The sequence below is a fragment of the Pseudahrensia aquimaris genome, assembly GCF_042676045.1.
In the GTDB taxonomy this organism is placed as follows: domain Bacteria; phylum Pseudomonadota; class Alphaproteobacteria; order Rhizobiales; family Rhizobiaceae; genus Pseudahrensia; species Pseudahrensia aquimaris.
The window spans coordinates 303705-321152 of record NZ_JBHTJV010000002.1; the positions used below are offsets into that span (position 1 = coordinate 303705).

The window sequence follows — 17448 nt, forward strand, 5'->3', positions numbered from 1 at the left end:
ATGAAAAGAAGAAAATTTCTCAAGGGCGCTGGCCTTGTTGGTCTGGGTGGCGCAGCCGCTACCACGATGGGCGTTACAGCTGCCCGATCTCAAAATTCATACTATGACGGACCGGTTAGCGATCATTTCGATGGCGTTCGGTTTTTCAATCCTGATGGTCACGAGCCAAAGGGTTTTGTGGACCTTGTGAAATGGCAATTGGGTGGGGGTCGTAAGAAGTGGCCTTCGTCGTACCCATCACCGTTCAATGATACACCGCCCAAGCGGGTTGAAGGTGACGACATGCGGGTGTCCTTTGTTGGCCACGCAACTGTTTTGGTGCAGACGGCTGGTCTGAACATCCTGACCGACCCCGTGTGGTCAAAGCGGGCCAGCCCCTTTCAGTGGGCCGGACCGGCGCGGGTGAACCCGCCCGGGATCGATTTCGACAACCTGCCGCCGATTGATGCCGTGCTGCTGAGCCACAATCATTACGATCATCTTGATTTGATCACGCTTTCGAAGCTGAAAGCGGCTTTTGACCCACTCATCGTCACGCCATTGGGCAATGATGCGATTTTGAAGGGGCATGATCCGGCCTTCAAGATTGCCATCGGCGATTGGGGCGATACGATCTCGCTGGCCAATAACGCGGAAGTGAGTTTCGAGCCTGCACACCATTGGTCTGCGCGGGGTATTGCAGACCGGCGCAACGCGCTGTGGGCTGCCTTTGTGGTCAACACCCCTGGCGGCTTGATCTACCATGTGGGTGATACCGGCTTTCATGATGGCATCAACTACCGCGCGATGAAGGAAAAGTATGGTGGGTTTCGGCTGTCCATTCTGCCATTCGGTGCCTACGAGCCCCGTGGCTTCATGCAACATCAGCACCAAAATCCCGACGAAGCGGTTTTGGGCCATATGCTTTGCGACTCAGCTTATACGCTTGGCCACCATTGGGGCACGTTCCAGCTGACCAATGAGAGCATCGAAGACCAGCTTTCTGATCTTGCGGCTGCAAGAGAAAAGCATGGCGTGGCGGAAGATGCCTTCCGCGCGCTCCAGCCGGGCGAAGTTTGGGAGATACCGAAGAAAAAGACGGTATCGACCTAGTGACTTCAGACTACGAGCGCGAATGGGAACGGCAATGGGCGCGCGACGATGTGCCGGTGGGCCATCTGCCGGTCCACCGCTGGTATCTGCGCATGGACCGGCCACAGGACGTGGAGCCGCTTTGCACTCCGCGCGATGATCTGCATTTAAAGCGGATCGAAAACCCGAGCGTTGAACTCTACCGCTCACTCTACAACGGCGTTGGTGAAGACTATTTATGGGGCGACCGGCGGGTCTGGAGTGACGAGAGGCTTGCGGCGGCCATCGCGCCTGAGACGATCCATCTGGTCGTTCTCCAAGTTGGCGGCGAAACGGCAGGTTACTTCGAGTTGGATTTTGCCAATGAGGCTTCCACCAACATCAATTATTTCGGCTTGCTACCGGATTTCGTGGGCGGCGGACTGGGGCGCTATCTGCTGAACGCCTGCATCTGCTACGCTGCCCAGCGGGCAAGCGTGCCACTTACCTTGGACACGTGCTCGCTCGACCACCCTCTGGCTTTGCAAAACTATCTCAAGCGCGGCTTTGCGGTGATCGGGCACGAAGATCTCGTCTATCCCGACCCGCGCCTGCAAGGCACGATTAAGCGTTCCGCTGCAAGCCAAATTCCGCTGGCGCGGCAAAGCTGACGCGCCATCTGGCAATTGCCGCCAGCTTTCGCCATATAGTGCCGGTTATGAGCGAGACACACGCACCCTTTTTTAAAATGAATGGTATTGGCAACAAGATCATCGTTGCCGATATGCGCGGGCGTGCGGACAGGGTGACGCCCGAAGCGGCGATTGCGCTGGCGGGTGACGAAGCAACCCATTTTGATCAACTCATGGCAGTCTATTCGCCGCTCAACCCAAACCGGGATGCGGATATCGAAATATTCAACGCCGATGGCTCGACTGCCGGAGCGTGCGGAAACGGCACACGCTGTGTTGTCTCGTGGCTGGCTGGAGAGACGGGAGCGACCGGGTTCAAGTTCAAGATTTCCGGTGCGATCATAGATGCGCAAATTGGCGAAGACGGTATGATCAGCGTCAATATGGGCGTACCGCGCTTTGAGTGGGACCAGATCCCGCTGGCGGAGGAGTTTTACGACACGCGCAACATCGAATTGCAGATCGGCCCGATTGATAATCCAATTCTGCACACGCCCTCGGTGATGAGCATTGGCAATCCCCACGCTGTGTTTTGGGTGAAAGAAGACGTCAATTCCTATGCGCTGGACCGTTTTGGTCCGCTTTTGGAAAACCATCCGATCTTTCCAGACCGCGCCAACATCACGCTAGCGCAGGTGACAGGCGAAAACGAACTCACCATCCGAACATGGGAGCGTGGCACGGGCCTAACATTGGCCTGCGGCTCTGGCGCGTGCGCGGCTGCGGTGAACGCGGCGCGGACGGGGCGAACCGGACGCGTGGTGAAAGTGCGCAATCCCGGTGGCGATCTGATCATCGAATGGCGTGAGGATAATTTCGTCATCATGACGGGCGGCGCAAAACATGAATTCTCCGGCACGTTTAACCCAGCCACCGGCGCATGGGAGCAGGCGGCATGAGCGGGCGGCCTGTCAATGTGATGACATTCGGGTGCAGGCTCAACGCCTATGAATCCGAAGTCATGCGCCGCGAAGCGAAGGTGGCAGGCCTTGAGAGCCTCGAAGGCGGGGCTATCATCGTCAACACATGCGCGGTGACGGGCAAGGCGGTGAGCGACGCCAAGGCTGCCATCCGCCGTGCGCGGAGGGAAAACCCGCAGGCGCGGATCATCGTTTCCGGCTGTGCAGCGCAGACGGACCCTGATGACTTCGCGCTGATGGACGAGGTTGATCTGGTTCTCGGAAATGAGGAAAAGCTGCACGCGCACAATTATCGGGCGCTGCCGGACTTTGGCGTCAACCAATTTGAAAAAGTGCGGGTCAACGACATCATGTCAGTGCGGGAGACGGCGTCTCATATGGTGGAATCCATCGAAGGGCGCACGCGGGCTTTTGTGCAGGTTCAGAACGGCTGCGATCACCGCTGTACGTTCTGCATCATCCCTTATGGCCGCGGCAATTCCCGCTCGGTTCCCGCTGGCGAAGTGGTGGAGCAGGTGAAGAAACTGGTCGGCAATGGCTACCGCGAAATCGTGCTCACTGGTGTTGATCTGACCTCTTGGGGCGGCGACCTGCCCGGTGCTCCATCTTTGGGAAGATTGGTGCAGGCGCTTCTCAAAGGCGTGCCGGACATGGCGCGGCTGCGGCTGTCGTCGATTGATTCTATCGAAGTGGATGAACCGCTGACCGAGGCGATTGCGGGCGATATGCGCCTGATGCCGCATTTGCATCTTTCGTTGCAATCCGGCGACGACATGATTTTGAAGCGCATGAAGCGGCGGCATTTGCGCGATGACACGATCCGCTTTTGCCAAGACATGCGCGCGGCGCGACCGGATATGGTGTTCGGCGCCGACATCATCGCGGGCTTCCCAACGGAAACCGATGAGATGTTCGCGCGTTCTGTTGACATCATCGATGAAGCTGGATTGACCCATTTGCACATCTTTCCTTTCTCGCCCCGCAAAGGCACTCCCGCAGCGCGGATGCCGCAACTGGACCGTGGCTTGGTTAAAGAGCGGGCGAAAATTTTGCGCACCAAGGGCAGCGAAGCATTGGGCGCGTTTCTCGACAGCCAGATCGGCAAAACGCAGCGGGTCTTGGTGGAGAGCGGGTCGCTGGCGCGCACCGAGCAGTTTACGCCGGTTGTGTTGGAAGGTGCCGAGGCGGGCAACTTCGTGATGGCCAAAATGGATGGCCACGACGGCAAGCGTTTGACCGCACACATCATCGACGCCGAACAAGCGGCGTAAGGGGACAAAATGGCAGGTTTTCTTAAACGGCTCTTCAAGTTTGGAAAGAAGAAGAAGGAAGACGAGGAGCCGCCGCTTCAGGAGGTTGAGGACGCAACTTCAGACACCGCGCTGGCGCCCGCTCCGAACGAGCCTGTGGTGGCCCATGCGGAAGCCGCCAGCACTGTCATCACCGACGAAGAGGCCGGCGCTGATCTGACCGGCGACGCGGGCATCACGCCGATCAAGGATGTTCCCGGTCCTGATGAAGTTGCTGCCGAGGCGGAACGTCTTGCAAAGCTGAAGGCCGAGCGGGAAGCGGCTGAAGCGCAGGCGCTGGAAGCCGAGCGCATCGCGCAGGAAGAACTCGCTGCTCAAGAGGCCGCTGCTGAGAAAGCGGCTGCTGAGGCGGACGAAAGGGCAAAGGAAGAAGCGGAGCGTCTTGCTGTTAAAAAGGCTGAGGCCGAGAAGCTTGAGGCTAAGCGGGTTGCCGAGGAAAAGGCGGCTGAAGAAAAAGCGGCCAAAGCAAAGGCCGAACAGGAAAAGGCTGAGAAGGACGCTGCCAAGGAAAAGGCGGAGAAGGAAAAGGCTGACGAGGCCGAACGCTTGGAGCGCGCGCAGGCAAAGAAGGAAGAGGCTGCAAAACGCACTGCTGAGGAAAAGCTGTCTGAAGAGAAGCGGGCGGAAGAGGCACGTAAAGCTGAGGAAGAGAAACTTGCGCAAGAGGCTGAGCGTGCTGAGCAGGCGCGTCTAGCCGAGGAGGCGGCACAGGCCAAGCGTGCAGAGGAAGAACGCTTGGCTGCGGAGCTTGCCGAGGCCGAACGGGCAGAGAATGAGCGCTTGGCTGCCGAGGCAGAAGATGCGGCTGTTTCAGAGCCAGAGCCAGAGCCAGAGCCAGAGCCAGAGCCAGAGCCAGAGCCAGAGCCTGTGGCGGCGTCAACGGGCGATGAGCCTGCTCCCAAGAAGACGTGGTTCAAGCGCCTCAAGGACGGGCTGACGCGATCCTCATCCAGCCTGACGGAAAACATCACGGCGGTTTTCACCAAGCGCAAGCTGGACGAAGACACGCTTCAGGAACTGGAAGACATACTCATTCAGGCGGATCTGGGCGTCGAGACGGCCATGAACGTGACCGACAAACTCGCCAGCCAACGCATGGGCAAAGACGTGAGCGACGAGGAAGTGCGTGAGTTTATGGCGGCTGAGATCGAGACAGTTTTGACACCCGTCGCGGCTGAACTCGAACTTGATCTCGATCACACGCCGCATGTGATTTTGGTGGTTGGGGTGAACGGTTCGGGCAAGACCACGACCATCGGTAAGTTGTCACAAAAGCTCTATGACGCGGGCTTCTCTACTCTGCTGGTGGCGGGCGATACGTTCCGCGCTGCGGCCATTGAGCAGCTCAAAATCTGGGGTGAGCGTACGCAGTCCCCCGTTGTCTCGCGTCCTCTCGGTTCCGATGCTGCGGGCCTCGCGTTCGATGCTTACGATCAGGCCCGCGAAGAGGGGCGCGATGTGATGCTGATGGATACAGCGGGACGTTTGCAGAACAAGAAAGAGTTGATGGATGAGTTGGAAAAAATCATCCGCGTGCTCCGCAAGCAAGACCCGACAGCGCCCCACACGGTTCTGCTGACACTCGACGCGACCACGGGCCAGAACGCCGTTAATCAGGTGGATATTTTCAAGGACGTTGCTGGCGTGAACGGCTTGGTGATGACCAAACTCGACGGCACGGCGCGGGGCGGCATTCTGGTGGCGATTTCGGCCAAGCACCAATTGCCCGTCTACTTTTTGGGCGTTGGCGAGAGTGTGGACGATCTTGAGCCGTTCGAGGCCCGCGATTTTGCGCGTTCGATCGCTGGTTTGTCGTAAACCGAACTTTCTCGGTTTCAAAAGCCGTGCTATCAACGTCTTGCACTCATCAGGCGATGGCGTCGTCTGGGGAGGTTTGACACTCCTGTCGTGCCCGGATCCTCTCCGGCTTTGTCCTGAACGCCCGGATTTCTTTTGATGTCCGGGCAAGCGTGTTGCGATCCCGGACGGAAGCGGAGATCGCAAAATGAACATCCAAACTCCCAATATCTTCACCGGCACCCGTGTCGACCATTTCGTGCTGCATAACGGCGAAAAGGCTGTGCTGCCGTTTTCTGAAAGCGAATACGAGGCGCGTCTTACCGGCCTGCGCCGCTCTATGGAACAGGCGGGTCAACGTGCTGTCGTCCTCACCTCCATGCAGACGATTGCTTATTATTCCGGCTTTCTGTTTTGCAGTTTTGGACGGCCCTATGCCTGCGTCGTCACGCAAGATTCCTGCACGACTGTCTCGGCCAATATTGATGCCGGGCAGCCCTGGCGGCGCTGCTATGGCGATAACCTCATCTATACCGATTGGAAGCGCGACAATTATCTGCGCGCCATCGTCTCGCTGATCGGAACCGGCGGGCGCGTGGGCGTTGAGTTTGACCATTTGTCGATGGAAATGTTCGCCAAAATGCGCGACGCGTTGGATGCTGAACTAACCGATTGTTCCGCCGCTTCCATGCGCCAGCGGATGATCAAGTCAGCCGCTGAAATTGCGCTCATCAAAGAAGGCGCTCGGATTGCTGATCTTGGCGGCGAAGCGATCCGCGATGCGATTTCTGTCGGTGCCCGCGAGGTTGATGTTGCCATGGCCGGGCGCAATGCAATGGAGTTGGAAATCGCCCGCGTTTTTCCTGATAGCGAGATCCGCGACACATGGGTTTGGTTTCAGTCCGGCTTGAACACAGATGGCGCACACAATCCCGTCACCACGCGCCAACTGGAAACGGGCGATATTCTCTCGCTCAACACGTTTCCAATGATTTCCGCCTACTACACGGCGCTGGAGCGCACGCTGTTTCTCGGCGAGCCGGATGCGCGGTCGCTGGAAATCTGGGAGGCCAATGTAGCTGTCCATGAGCGCGGCATTGAACTCATCAAACCCGGCGCGGTGTGCCGTGAGATTGTGGCCGAGTTGAACGACATGTTCGCCGAGCGCGACCTTCTGCAATACCGTTCCTTTGGCTATGGCCATTCGTTCGGTGTGCTGTCGCACTATTATGGCCGCGAAGCAGCGCTGGAACTGCGCGAGGATGTGGACACGGTGCTGGAAGCGGGAATGGTGGTTTCAATGGAGCCGATGCTGCTCATCCCCGAAGGCATGGCGGGCGCTGGCGGTTATCGTGAGCATGATATTCTGGTGGTTGGCGAGAAGGATGCGGAGAACATCACGCATTTTCCCTGTGGGCCGCAGCACAACACTTTATAGCTCACGCTGTCGGCAGTTTTACTGCCTTCGCTCCGCTGGGGCGACACATTGGTGTCGGGCGGCTCTACGCCGCCTTTGTGCGCGTATCAAGATGCTTGCGCGAGCGGGTGGGCGGTTTCCACCAGTTCGCGCAGGCGCTCTTCCAGCACATGGGTGTATATTTGCGTCGTTGCAATATCGGCATGGCCGAGCAGTTGCTGCACGGCGCGAAGGTCTGCCCCGTTTTGCAGCAGATGGCTGGCAAAGGCGTGGCGCAGCACGTGGGGCGATAGTTTCGAGGCTTGCAGGCCAGCGCGGGCGGCAAGCGCCTTAAGGTCGCGGGAAAAATGTTGGCGCGTGATGTGGCCGCTGTCTCCACGCGATGGAAACAGGAAGGGCGAGGCCGTCTCGCCTAGCTTGGCGCGGTAGTGGTGCAGCGCCTCCCGCGCCTTTCGGCTGATCGGAACCAGACGTTCTTTATTACCTTTGCCCCGAATCATCAAAAATCGTTCATCGTTGTGGGTGATGTTCGTCGGCAGGGAAACTAGCTCTGATACGCGCAAACCGGATGCGTAGAGTAGCTCCAGCAGGGCATGAGTGCGGGCAGCGCTGAGTTGTTTGGCATTGCTTGCTTTGGTGTTGGTCGCCTCTTCTTCGGCCCGCAGCAGAAGGGTGTCGACATCCGCTTCGCTGATGACTTTTGGCAAGGGGCGAGAGGTGCGGGGAGAATCGATGGGGCCGGTCGGATCGTCAGTGCGCAACCCGTCGTTGAAGAGGAAGCGATAAAATTGTCGAATAGCCGAGAGCTTTCGCGCCTGCGAAGCAGGGGCAAGGCCAGCCACGCTTAGACTCATGATGAAAGCGCGAACACGCTCGGTGCTGGCGTCAAGCAGGCGGTCGCCGTTGGCGCGGCAATGGTCTGAGAATGTCATCAGATCGCGGCTGTAGCCCGCGAGCGTGTTTTGCGAAGCGCCGCGTTCGGCACTCAGCATTTCCAACCATGAATCGATGAGAAGATCGTCGCGCATGGGCAACACAATAGACGCGCTCCCATGAAGGAACCGTTATTTGTCGAGAATTTTTGATGGCAAGCGCACTGTGATTTCGCGCTCTTCGGGCTTTACCATTGTGGCGAGTGCGAACATGCCACCATAAACCAGCCCGGCCAGAACGCCGCACAAAACTAGGAACCGGATAAGACTTGGCACAAAACTCTCCTCGAACGTCGCGTTTTATAGATGGTTGGAAAGGGCAGCCCCGCAACTGATAGTCTTTCCTGCGCCACCGCACGCGCTCAACTTTTATGTCTAACCTGTCATCTATTGGCAAGAGAAAGCGGCGATGAGAGAAGACGGATTGCCGCTTGTGCAAACGCGCAACAGTGACGTTTGAGCGCAAAGTTGCGCACTGCGCATGCAAAACCTTGACGTTTGCGTCGATTTGCGGTGTTTGGGGCTGCACTGGCAACTGACATTCATTCGATCCAAAACAAGAAACAGAAAAAACAAAGCTCGTGAATATTGCATCCTCTCAGGAACTGAACCGCGCCGTCATCGCTGACCGCGCGAGCACAATCCGCCGCTCGCTCAACAATCGCTCTATCGTTCTGGTGGGCATTATGGGCGTTGGTAAGTCCACAATCGGCAAGCGGCTTTCACAATATCTTGATATTCCTTTTGTCGATGCTGACAAGGAAATCGAGAAAGCAGCTGGCATGTCTGTGACCGATATTTTTGATCAGTTTGGCGAGGAAGCTTTTCGCACTGGCGAGAAAAAGGTTATTCGGCGCTTGCTGGATGAAGGGCAGAAAATTCTGGCGACCGGTGGTGGTGCGTTCATGAACGAAGAAACGCGCGATGAAATTCAGGAGCGCGGTGTTTCAATTTGGCTCAAAGCCGATCTCGACGTGTTGATGAAGCGCGTTCAACGCCGTTCGGACCGTCCGCTGCTGAAAACCGAAGATCCGGAAGCGACGATGAAAGCGCTGCTGGACGAGCGCAATCCGGTTTATGCATTGGCTGACCTAGAAATTGAAAGCCGCACGGTGAGCCGTGATGTGATCGCTTCGGAAGTTGTCGATCTACTGGCTGAAGCGCTGCCAGATATTGCCGAGGCACGGGGCTGGAAGTGAGTGCGACTGACGGCGCGGATGACTTTGAGACCATCCGTGTTGATTTGGATGAACGATCCTATGACATAGTGATAGGTGCTGGCGTGTTGGCGCAAGCTGGAACGCGCATCGCTGAATTGCTGCCGAGCAGTCGCGCAATCATCATCACGGATGAGACGGTAAACAGCCATCATGGCGACGCCCTGCGGGTCAGTCTCGACAGTGCGGGAATTGCTCAAAGCACATTCGCTGTGCCTGCGGGCGAGAAATCCAAAAGCTATGACACGTTACAATCGGTCTGCGAGGCCGTGCTAGAAGCTGGCATGGAGCGTGGCGATGTTCTGATCGCATTTGGCGGTGGCGTCGTAGGTGATCTGGCAGGCTTTGCTGCCGGTGTCGTGCGGCGTGGCATGCCCTTCGTGCAGATTCCAACCAGTCTGTTGGCTCAGGTGGACTCTTCCGTTGGCGGCAAGACAGGCATCAATTCGCCCAAGGGCAAAAATCTTGTCGGTTTATTCAACCAACCGGCCCTGGTTCTGGCCGATACGGCTTTGCTGGATACGCTGAGCGAGCGTGAGATGCGGGCGGGCTATGCTGAAGTTGCCAAGTATGGATTGATTGATCAGCCCGAGTTTTTTTCTTGGCTTGAGAAAAACCACGCTGCTGTTTTTGCAGGTGGTGCTGCCCGCCGTTATGCGGTGGCGACTTCATGCCGGGCCAAGGCTGATGTGGTGAAAGCCGATGAACGCGAAAACGGCGCTCGTGCTTTGCTCAATCTGGGCCACACATTCGGTCACGCGCTGGAGGCGTCGGTCGGTTATGACGCGACGCGTTTGGTGCATGGTGAAGGCGTGGCAATCGGCATGGTGCTGGCGCATGAGTTTTCGCACCGGATGAACCATTGCGGGCCGGAAGCGGCGGAGCGTGTGGTGGCGCATTTGAAGGATGTTGGCTTGCCAACACGCATGCAGGATGTGGCAGGCGCGGACTTTGATCCCGATACGTTGATGAACGCAATTGCGCAGGACAAAAAGGTGCAGCGCGGGGCTTTGACGTTCATTTTGACCCGGGGAATTGGCCAGTCTTTTGTCTCTAAAGATGTGCCTCGCGATGCTGTGGCCGCCTTTTTGCGCGACAAGCTGGCCGCGCGATAGCGATGAGGTGGTCGTTGCGTCTGCGCTGCCCTATATAGGTCCCGCATACCCTCAACAATCTGCTCAATTACCGACCGGAAACTTCCCATGTCTCTCTGGCTTTTGCTTCTTGCCATTATCTTTCTCATCATGCTTTCGGGTTTTTTCTCAGGTTCTGAGACTGCGCTGACTGCGGTATCGAAAGCGCGTATCCACTCGATGGAAATGAGCGGAAACAAGCGGGCAAAGCTGGTCTCCCATCTCATCGATATTCGGGAACGGCTGATAGGCGCGCTGCTGCTGTCGAACAATCTTGTGAACATTCTCGCATCTGCTCTGGCCACCAGCTTGTTTTTAAATGCGTTCGGGGAAGTTGGCGTCGTCTATGCCACCATCGTAATGACGGTGCTGGTTGTGATTTTTGCGGAAGTGCTTCCAAAAAGCTGGGCGATTTCCAATCCAGATAAATTCGCGCTCTTTGTTGCACCTGTAGTCAACATCATTGTCATCGTGTTCGGGCCTATCACGGCTACAGTTAGCCACATCGTGCGCTTCTTATTGCGCCGCATCGGGGTTGATCTGGACGACAATGTTTCGGCTCTGGGCGCACATGATGAATTGCGCGGCACCGTCGATGTGCTCCACCGCGAAGGCGTGGTGGAGAAGCATGACCGAGACCGTGTTGGTGGCGTCTTGGACCTTCACGAGTTGGAGATATCCGACATCATGATACACAGAACTTCGATGGTATCGGTCAATGCTGACAACGACCCGAAAACCATCGTGGCGGAGATTCTGGCAAGCCCATATACACGGCTGCCAGTCTGGTCAGAGGATACGGATAATATTATCGGCGTTATCCATTCTAAAGACATGCTGCGAACGCTGGCTGCCTTTGATTACGATGTTTCACGGTTCGATATTCGCGAGACGATGAGCGAACCTTGGTTTGTCCCGGAAACGACGTCGCTGCGGGACCAGCTCAACGCGTTTCTGCGCCGTCAAGCGCATATCGCGCTGCCGGTGGATGAATATGGCGAAGTGCAGGGACTGGTGACGCTGGAAGACATTCTGGAAGAAATCGTCGGTGATATTGCCGATGAACATGACGAGGAATTGTCGGGGCTGGAACAGCAGGTTGATGGTTCCGTTATCGTGGATGGGTCGCTGCCGATACGCGATTTGAATCGTGCGCTGGATTGGGATTTGCCCGACGAAGAAGCGACAACAATTGCGGGTCTTGTCATTCATGAGTCGCAAATGATCCCTGAAGAGAAACAAACCTTCACCTTCCACGGCAAGCGTTTTGTCGTGTTGGCGCGGGATCGCAACCGCATCACGCGGCTGCGCATTCGATCATGAGCCACCACCACCTTGCCCCCCTTCGCGGCTTGGCATAAAAGGCGCGCAATCTCTTTGCCCATTTGGGCAGCCTGCCTGGAACCCTATGATCCATGTCCCGATTGGTGATGAAATTCGGCGGCACTTCCGTTGCCGATCTTGACCGCATCTTCAACGTTGCGCGTCACGTCAAACGTGAAGCGGCAGCGGGGCATCAGGTTGCGGTGGTCGTATCCGCTATGGCAGGGCGCACAAACGAATTGGTTGGTTGGGTGCAGGAAATGCCAAAGGTTAGTGGTTCCAATGCGCCAATCTACGATGCACGCGAATACGACGCTGTCGTTGCTTCCGGTGAACAGGTGACTGCGGGGCTGCTGGCGATTGCGCTCCAAAGCATGGGCGTTGAGGCGCGTTCCTGGCAGGGTTGGCAGATTCCGCTGAAAACCGATGGTGCCCACGGCGCAGCGCGGATTGCGGATGTGGACGGCTCTGACATTATATCGCGCATGGAGCGTGGGCAGGTCGCCGTTGTGGCCGGCTTTCAGGGCATTGGCCCTGATAACCGCGTCGCTACGCTGGGCCGTGGTGGGTCTGATACCAGTGCTGTGGCGTTGGCGGCGGCGGTGAAGGCGGATCGGTGCGATATCTATACCGATGTGGATGGCGTTTACACAACAGACCCGCGAATGGCACCGGCGGCGCGGCGTTTGAACAAAATTGCTTTTGAAGAAATGCTGGAAATGGCGTCTCTTGGGGCGAAAGTCTTACAGGTGCGGTCGGTTGAGCTTGCTATGGTGCACGGCGTGCCGACCTTTGTGCGGTCATCGTTTGATGACCCCGATTCCATCGATTCCAGCGAAGGCGCAAGCCCGGTCGGAACGTTGATTTGTGACGAGGAAGAGATTTTGGAACAGCAGGTTGTAACTGGCATCGCCTATGCCAAAGACGAAGCCCAGATTTCGCTGCGCCGTGTGGCAGACAAGCCCGGGGTCGCGGCTGCCGTGTTCGGGCCGCTCGCAGAGGCGCATGTGAACGTCGATATGATCGTCCAGAACATTTCTGAAGACGGTTCTGTTACTGACATGACCTTCACCGTGCCGCAGAGCGATTTGGACAAAGCGACCAAGGTGCTGGAAGGCGCGAAGGAACAGATCGGTTACGAGGTCATCCAAAGCGACGGTGGTTTGGTGAAGGTTTCTGTCGTCGGCATCGGCATGCGCAGCCATGCGGGTGTTGCGGCTTCGGCGTTCAATGCGCTGGCCTCCAAGGGCATCAACATTCGAGCGATCACAACTTCGGAGATCAAAATCTCCATTTTGATCGATGAAGATTATATCGAGCTGGCCGTTCGCACTTTGCATTCGGTCTATGGGCTGGATAAAGATTAGCGGACCTGAAGAAGGACAACCCGATGCCAGGTGTGACCACCGGCCCGCGGGTTCTGCTAAAACATCTACGTGAAGCGATGGCGGAACCCATCGGGCCCCAAGAGCGGCTCGATCGTATTGTGCAGCAAATTGCTAGCGCGATGTCGGCAGAGGTGTGTTCGGTCTACGTGCTGCGCGATGATGACGTGTTGGAACTGTTCGCCACCCATGGCCTCAATGCCGATGCGGTGCACCAATCACAATTGAAGGTAGGCCAAGGCCTCGTGGGCAAGATCGCCCGCATCGGGCGGCCTTTGAACGTCGAGGATGCCTTCAAACATCCAGCTTTCACCTATCTGCCGGAAGTGGGCGAGGACGAATTCCACGCTTTCCTCGGCGTGCCGATGAAGCGTGCCGGGCGGCCTATGGGCGTGTTGGTGGTGCAACGCAAGGCGACCGCGAAGTATCCTATCGAGGAAGTCGAAGCGCTGGAAACGGCGGCGATGGTTTTGTCCGATCTGGTGGCGTCTGGCGATCTGATTGGCCTGACACAATCGGGCAAAGGTTTGGATCTGACCCGCCCGATCAGCCTGCACGGCACCGGTCTCTCACGTGGTATTGGCATCGGGAGCGTCGTACTTCACGAGCCGCGTGTGTTGGTAACGCGGCTGTTCAACGATGATGCGCAGGACGAGTTGCGCAGACTGGCAAGTGCCATTCAAAGTTTGCGCGAATCGTTTGACCAGATGGTTGACCGGGGCGAGATGGCGGGCGACGGCGACCATGTGGATGTGCTGGAAACGCTGCGGATGTTTGCCCATGACCGAGGCTGGGTGCGGCGTATTGAGGCTGCGATTTCTGATGGGCTGACAGCGGAAGCGGCTACGGAAAAAGTCGCTCAGGAAAACCGTGCGCGTATGCAACGCTCGCCCAATGCGTATATCCGCGAGCGGCTGAACGATTTTGACGATCTTGCACGGCGGTTGATGCGCAAGCTCGTGGGCAAACCGGACGGCGAGCATCAGATCACTGACGGCAAATTTGCTGTTGTTGCCAGCTCCATGACAGCGGCTGAACTGCTGGACTATGACAGCGACAATCTTGTTGGGTTGGTGCTGGAAGAGGCTACCACATCCAGCCATGTGGTCATCGTCGCCCGCGCGCTTGGCATCGCAGTGGTTCAATGCGATGGCGCGGTGGCGCGGGCTGAGAACGGCGATGCGATTATCGTTGATGGCGATGATGGCTCACTTCACCTTCGTCCCGTGGATGATCTTGCTGAAAGTTATTCCGAACGTATTGGCACGCTGGCCGAGCGTGAAGCGCGGTTTGAGCAATTGCGCGAATTGCCCAATGAAAGCCGTGATGGTGTTGCTGTCGATCTGCTCATCAATGCTGGCTTGGCTATCGATTTAAAGCAATTGGAGCGGTGTGGAGCGGTCGGCATCGGCCTGTTCCGCACAGAGCTGCAATTCATGATTGCCAGCAAACTGCCGAAGCTGGGCGAGCAGGAGCAGTTTTACCGCGAGGTTATGCAGGCGGTTGGCGACAAGCCGGTAACGTTCCGAACGCTAGACGTGGGTGGCGATAAGGTTCTGCCGTATCTGCAAACCGTAAAGGAAGAAAATCCCGCGATGGGCTGGCGGGCTATCCGCATCGCTATCGACCGGCCCGGCCTTTTGCGCGTGCAATTGCGTGCGTTGCTTCGCGCTGCTGCGGGTCGCACCCTACGGATCAAACTGCCGATGGTCACGACCGTCGCTGAAGTTGTCGAAGTGCGTCATCTGCTGAACCGTGAAATCGCCACGCAGAAGCGTTTTGGCCACACGATGCCTAAAGAAATTCTGATGGGCTCAATGATCGAAGTGCCCAGCCTTCTTTGGCAGCTTGATGAATTGATGCGGGTATCGGATTTCGTATCTGTCGGCACGAATGATCTGTTCCAGTTCATCTCGGCCAGTGACCGCGGAAACACTTATCTTGCTAACCGCTACAGCAGCCTGTCACGCCCATTCCTGCGGGTTTTGCGGCAGATAGTGCAAGCCGCGCAACGCCACAACACGCCGCTTCACCTTTGCGGTGAAATGTCGAGCCAGCCGTTGAGCGCGATGGCCTTGCTGGCCATTGGCTATCGCGCGCTTTCCATGCCGCCGGGATCTGTCGGGCCGGTGAAGGAAATGTTGCGCACGCTCGATGTCAGTTCGCTTTCTCCAATCGTGCGGGATGCGCTGGATGATACCGAGCCTATGCTGACCCTGCGTGAAATCTTGATCGACTATGCCGACCAACACGGCATCCCTCTTTAAGCCATTTCAGGAAACCTCATGCTGCCTCAAGAAAAGCTGACCCAATTGCTCGACCGCCATTCAAGCATTGAGCAACAGATGATGGCGAACCCTGACCCTGAAACTTACGTCAAACTGGCGTCGGAATTTTCCGAGCTCGGCCCCGTGGTTGCAAAGGTTCATGACTTGCGTTCGGTGCAGTCGGAAATTGCCGATCTGGAAGAATTGCTGGCGGACAAGGAAGTCGACGGCGAAATGCGTGAAATAGCCGAGGCGGAGTTGCCCGATTTGAAAGAGCGGCTGGAAGGGCTGGAAAGCGAATTGCAGCTTTTGCTACTGCCAAAAGATGCAGCCGACGACAAAAGCGCGATTCTCGAAGTGCGTGCGGGCACAGGCGGCTCTGAAGCAGCGCTTTTTGCCGGTGATCTGTTCCGCATGTATCAGCGCCACGCAGAGACCCACGGCTGGAAGGTGGAAATTCTATCTGCCAGCGAGGGCGAAGTGGGCGGCTATAAAGAGATCGTCGCTGCAATCAACGGTCGCGGCGTGTTTGCACGATTGAAATTCGAATCGGGCGTTCACCGCGTGCAGCGTGTGCCAGAGACGGAGTCTGGTGGGCGTATTCATACATCGGCGGCAACCGTGGCCGTTTTGCCGGAAGCCGAAGATGTGGATATCGAAATCCGTAACGAAGACATACGTATTGATACCATGCGGGCGTCTGGTGCGGGTGGTCAGCACGTCAACACGACCGATTCTGCCGTCCGCATTACACACATTCCTTCGGGCCTTGTGGTCATGTCGGCAGAGAAGTCGCAGCACCAGAACCGTGCCAATGCGATGAAAGAGCTGCGCACGCGGCTCTACGACATGGAGCGGCAGAAAGCCGATCAAGAGCGGGCCGCTTCGCGCAAAGGGCAGGTGGGTTCCGGGGATCGTTCAGAGCGCATCCGCACTTACAATTTCCCCCAAGGCCGCGTGAGCGACCACCGTATCAACCTGACGCTTTACAAACTTGATCGTATGATTCAGGGCGAGGGGTTGGATGAATTGTTCGATGCGCTGATGACCGATTATCAAGCCAGCCAGCTGGCTGCTTTGGGCGATGGGGCAGATGAGTGATCTGAGCTATGGTGTGCTGCTCAAGGCGGCCACATCGCGTTTGGTTCAGGCGCTGGGCGACGATGGCACACGCAACACAGAGGCGCGCTTGCTGCTTCAACATGCCAGCGGGTTTGATCGTGCGGGACTGCTGGTCCGTGATGCTGACATAGCCGATGCGTCAGTTATCGATGCTTATCAAACGATGATTGCCCAACGAGAAGCGGGAAAACCTGTTTTTCGCATTATTGGCGGACGCGAGTTCCATGGTTTGAATTTACAGTTATCGTCGGAGACACTGGAACCGCGAGACGACACCGAAGCACTCGTGGATGGGGTGCTGTCGATGATAAAGGATCGCACTGCGTCCGTGCGATTTGCTGATCTTGGAACGGGTAGTGGAGCCATTGCCCTGGCGCTTTTGAGCGAATTGCCAAACGCCTCATGTGTGGCAAGCGATGTTTCCCAGGACGCGCTTAAAACAGCGCAGCGCAATGCAGTGCTTTGTGGTTTTGGTGATCGTTTTGAGCCCGTACATGGTTCGTGGTTCGAGCCTCTTTGCGGCAAATTCGATTTTCTCGTTTCCAACCCGCCTTACATTCCCTCGCGCACGGTTGATTCGCTTGATCGTGAGGTGCTGGCGCACGACCCGCGGGCGGCTCTTGATGGGGGAGAGGATGGCCTTGATGCCTATCGTGTATTGTTGCGTGATGGCGCTGCTTTTGTCGATAATGGCGGATTTCTGGCAGTGGAAATTGGATACGATCAGCGCGAAAGCGTGCCCCTTCTTGGGCTTGAACATGGCTGGACTCTCGCTTTGGCATTGCAGGATTTGGGCGAGCGAGAGAGAGCGTTGGTGTTTACGCGCCCTTAGATGCGAAATCTGTGCATGGGTGGCGTCCTGCATTGAGCAAGGAAAATATAG

At 57.0% G+C, this 17448-nt stretch carries 15 protein-coding genes; 13 read left to right on the forward strand and 2 right to left on the reverse strand.

Annotated elements, in window-relative coordinates; translation table 11 throughout:
- The 6 genes from ACFQ14_RS01295 (at position 1) to ACFQ14_RS01320 (ending at position 7207) form a co-directional block, all read left to right on the forward strand.
- Positions 1–1092 carry an MBL fold metallo-hydrolase gene (locus ACFQ14_RS01295; protein WP_377210887.1) on the forward strand — a complete coding sequence of 364 codons (1092 nt, stop codon included), beginning with the start codon at positions 1–3 and terminating at the stop codon, positions 1090–1092.
- Positions 1056–1721, forward strand: coding sequence for a GNAT family N-acetyltransferase (locus ACFQ14_RS01300; RefSeq protein ID WP_377210888.1), 666 nt, complete (start codon positions 1056–1058; stop codon positions 1719–1721). Before ACFQ14_RS01295 ends, ACFQ14_RS01300 begins: the two co-directional genes overlap by 37 nt.
- Positions 1722–1768: 47 nt before the next feature.
- Entirely contained in the window at positions 1769–2641 is an 873-nt protein-coding gene (gene dapF, locus ACFQ14_RS01305) for a diaminopimelate epimerase (RefSeq protein WP_377210889.1), read from the forward strand.
- Complete coding sequence (gene mtaB / locus ACFQ14_RS01310; protein ID WP_377210890.1) at positions 2638–3933, forward strand: tRNA (N(6)-L-threonylcarbamoyladenosine(37)-C(2))-methylthiotransferase MtaB; 1296 nt, start codon at positions 2638–2640, stop codon at positions 3931–3933. The genes dapF and mtaB overlap by 4 nt, the downstream gene beginning before the upstream one ends.
- Positions 3934–3942: 9 nt before the next feature.
- The gene (ftsY, locus tag ACFQ14_RS01315) at positions 3943–5790 is read left to right on the forward strand and encodes a signal recognition particle-docking protein FtsY (protein WP_377210891.1); all 1848 of its coding nucleotides are present in this window, start codon (positions 3943–3945) and stop codon (positions 5788–5790) included.
- Between the two features lie 187 nt (positions 5791–5977).
- The gene (locus ACFQ14_RS01320) at positions 5978–7207 is read left to right on the forward strand and encodes an aminopeptidase P family protein (RefSeq protein WP_377210892.1); all 1230 of its coding nucleotides are present in this window, start codon (positions 5978–5980) and stop codon (positions 7205–7207) included.
- A gap of 86 nt (positions 7208–7293) precedes the next feature.
- Here the strand turns inward: ACFQ14_RS01320 and ACFQ14_RS01325 are convergent, their stop codons facing one another.
- A complete protein-coding gene (locus tag ACFQ14_RS01325) occupies positions 7294–8214 on the reverse strand; it encodes a site-specific tyrosine recombinase XerD (RefSeq protein WP_377210893.1) in 921 nt (306 codons plus the stop codon).
- 36 nt (positions 8215–8250) lie between these two features.
- Positions 8251–8394 (reverse strand): histidine kinase, encoded by a 144-nt coding sequence (locus tag ACFQ14_RS01330; RefSeq protein ID WP_377210894.1) that lies wholly within the window; start codon positions 8392–8394, stop codon positions 8251–8253.
- Positions 8395–8699: 305 nt separating this feature from the next.
- On the opposite strand from ACFQ14_RS01330, the gene ACFQ14_RS01335 reads away from it, so the two are divergent.
- The 7 genes from ACFQ14_RS01335 to prmC all read left to right on the forward strand — a co-directional run bounded on the left by ACFQ14_RS01335 (position 8700) and on the right by prmC (position 17397).
- A complete protein-coding gene (locus ACFQ14_RS01335) occupies positions 8700–9317 on the forward strand; it encodes a shikimate kinase (RefSeq protein WP_377210895.1) in 618 nt (205 codons plus the stop codon).
- Positions 9314–10450: a 3-dehydroquinate synthase gene (gene aroB / locus ACFQ14_RS01340; protein WP_377210896.1), complete on the forward strand. Its 1137-nt coding sequence runs from the start codon at positions 9314–9316 to the stop codon at positions 10448–10450. Before ACFQ14_RS01335 ends, aroB begins: the two co-directional genes overlap by 4 nt.
- Before the next feature lie 87 nt (positions 10451–10537).
- On the forward strand, positions 10538–11791 hold the full coding sequence (locus ACFQ14_RS01345; RefSeq protein ID WP_377210897.1) for an HlyC/CorC family transporter: 1254 nt from the start codon (positions 10538–10540) through the stop codon (positions 11789–11791).
- A gap of 92 nt (positions 11792–11883) precedes the next feature.
- The gene (locus tag ACFQ14_RS01350; protein ID WP_377210898.1) at positions 11884–13158 is read left to right on the forward strand and encodes an aspartate kinase; all 1275 of its coding nucleotides are present in this window, start codon (positions 11884–11886) and stop codon (positions 13156–13158) included.
- 23 nt (positions 13159–13181) lie between these two features.
- A complete protein-coding gene (ptsP, locus tag ACFQ14_RS01355) occupies positions 13182–15443 on the forward strand; it encodes a phosphoenolpyruvate--protein phosphotransferase (RefSeq protein WP_377210899.1) in 2262 nt (753 codons plus the stop codon).
- Positions 15444–15461: 18 nt separating this feature from the next.
- Positions 15462–16544, forward strand: coding sequence for a peptide chain release factor 1 (prfA, locus tag ACFQ14_RS01360; RefSeq protein ID WP_377210900.1), 1083 nt, complete (start codon positions 15462–15464; stop codon positions 16542–16544).
- Complete coding sequence (prmC, locus tag ACFQ14_RS01365; RefSeq protein ID WP_377210901.1) at positions 16537–17397, forward strand: peptide chain release factor N(5)-glutamine methyltransferase; 861 nt, start codon at positions 16537–16539, stop codon at positions 17395–17397. The genes prfA and prmC overlap by 8 nt, the downstream gene beginning before the upstream one ends.
- Positions 17398–17448 lie beyond the last annotated feature (51 nt).

Excerpts from the sequence above, each read along its gene's own strand:
- ftsY (WP_377210891.1), top strand. The coding sequence starts at position 3,943 with ATGGCAGGTTTTCTTAAACGGCTCTTCAAGTTTGGAAAGAAGAAGAAG.
- dapF (WP_377210889.1), top strand. The coding sequence starts at position 1,769 with ATGAGCGAGACACACGCACCCTTTTTTAAAATGAATGGTATTGGCAAC.
- mtaB (WP_377210890.1), top strand. The coding sequence starts at position 2,638 with ATGAGCGGGCGGCCTGTCAATGTGATGACATTCGGGTGCAGGCTCAAC.
- ACFQ14_RS01345 (WP_377210897.1), top strand. The coding sequence starts at position 10,538 with ATGTCTCTCTGGCTTTTGCTTCTTGCCATTATCTTTCTCATCATGCTT.
- prmC (WP_377210901.1), top strand. The coding sequence starts at position 16,537 with ATGAGTGATCTGAGCTATGGTGTGCTGCTCAAGGCGGCCACATCGCGT.
- ACFQ14_RS01325 (WP_377210893.1), bottom strand. The coding sequence starts at position 8,214 with ATGCGCGACGATCTTCTCATCGATTCATGGTTGGAAATGCTGAGTGCC.
- ACFQ14_RS01350 (WP_377210898.1), top strand. The coding sequence starts at position 11,884 with ATGTCCCGATTGGTGATGAAATTCGGCGGCACTTCCGTTGCCGATCTT.
- prfA (WP_377210900.1), top strand. The coding sequence starts at position 15,462 with ATGCTGCCTCAAGAAAAGCTGACCCAATTGCTCGACCGCCATTCAAGC.
- ACFQ14_RS01295 (WP_377210887.1), top strand. The coding sequence starts at position 1 with ATGAAAAGAAGAAAATTTCTCAAGGGCGCTGGCCTTGTTGGTCTGGGT.
- ptsP (WP_377210899.1), top strand. The coding sequence starts at position 13,182 with ATGCCAGGTGTGACCACCGGCCCGCGGGTTCTGCTAAAACATCTACGT.
- ACFQ14_RS01320 (WP_377210892.1), top strand. The coding sequence starts at position 5,978 with ATGAACATCCAAACTCCCAATATCTTCACCGGCACCCGTGTCGACCAT.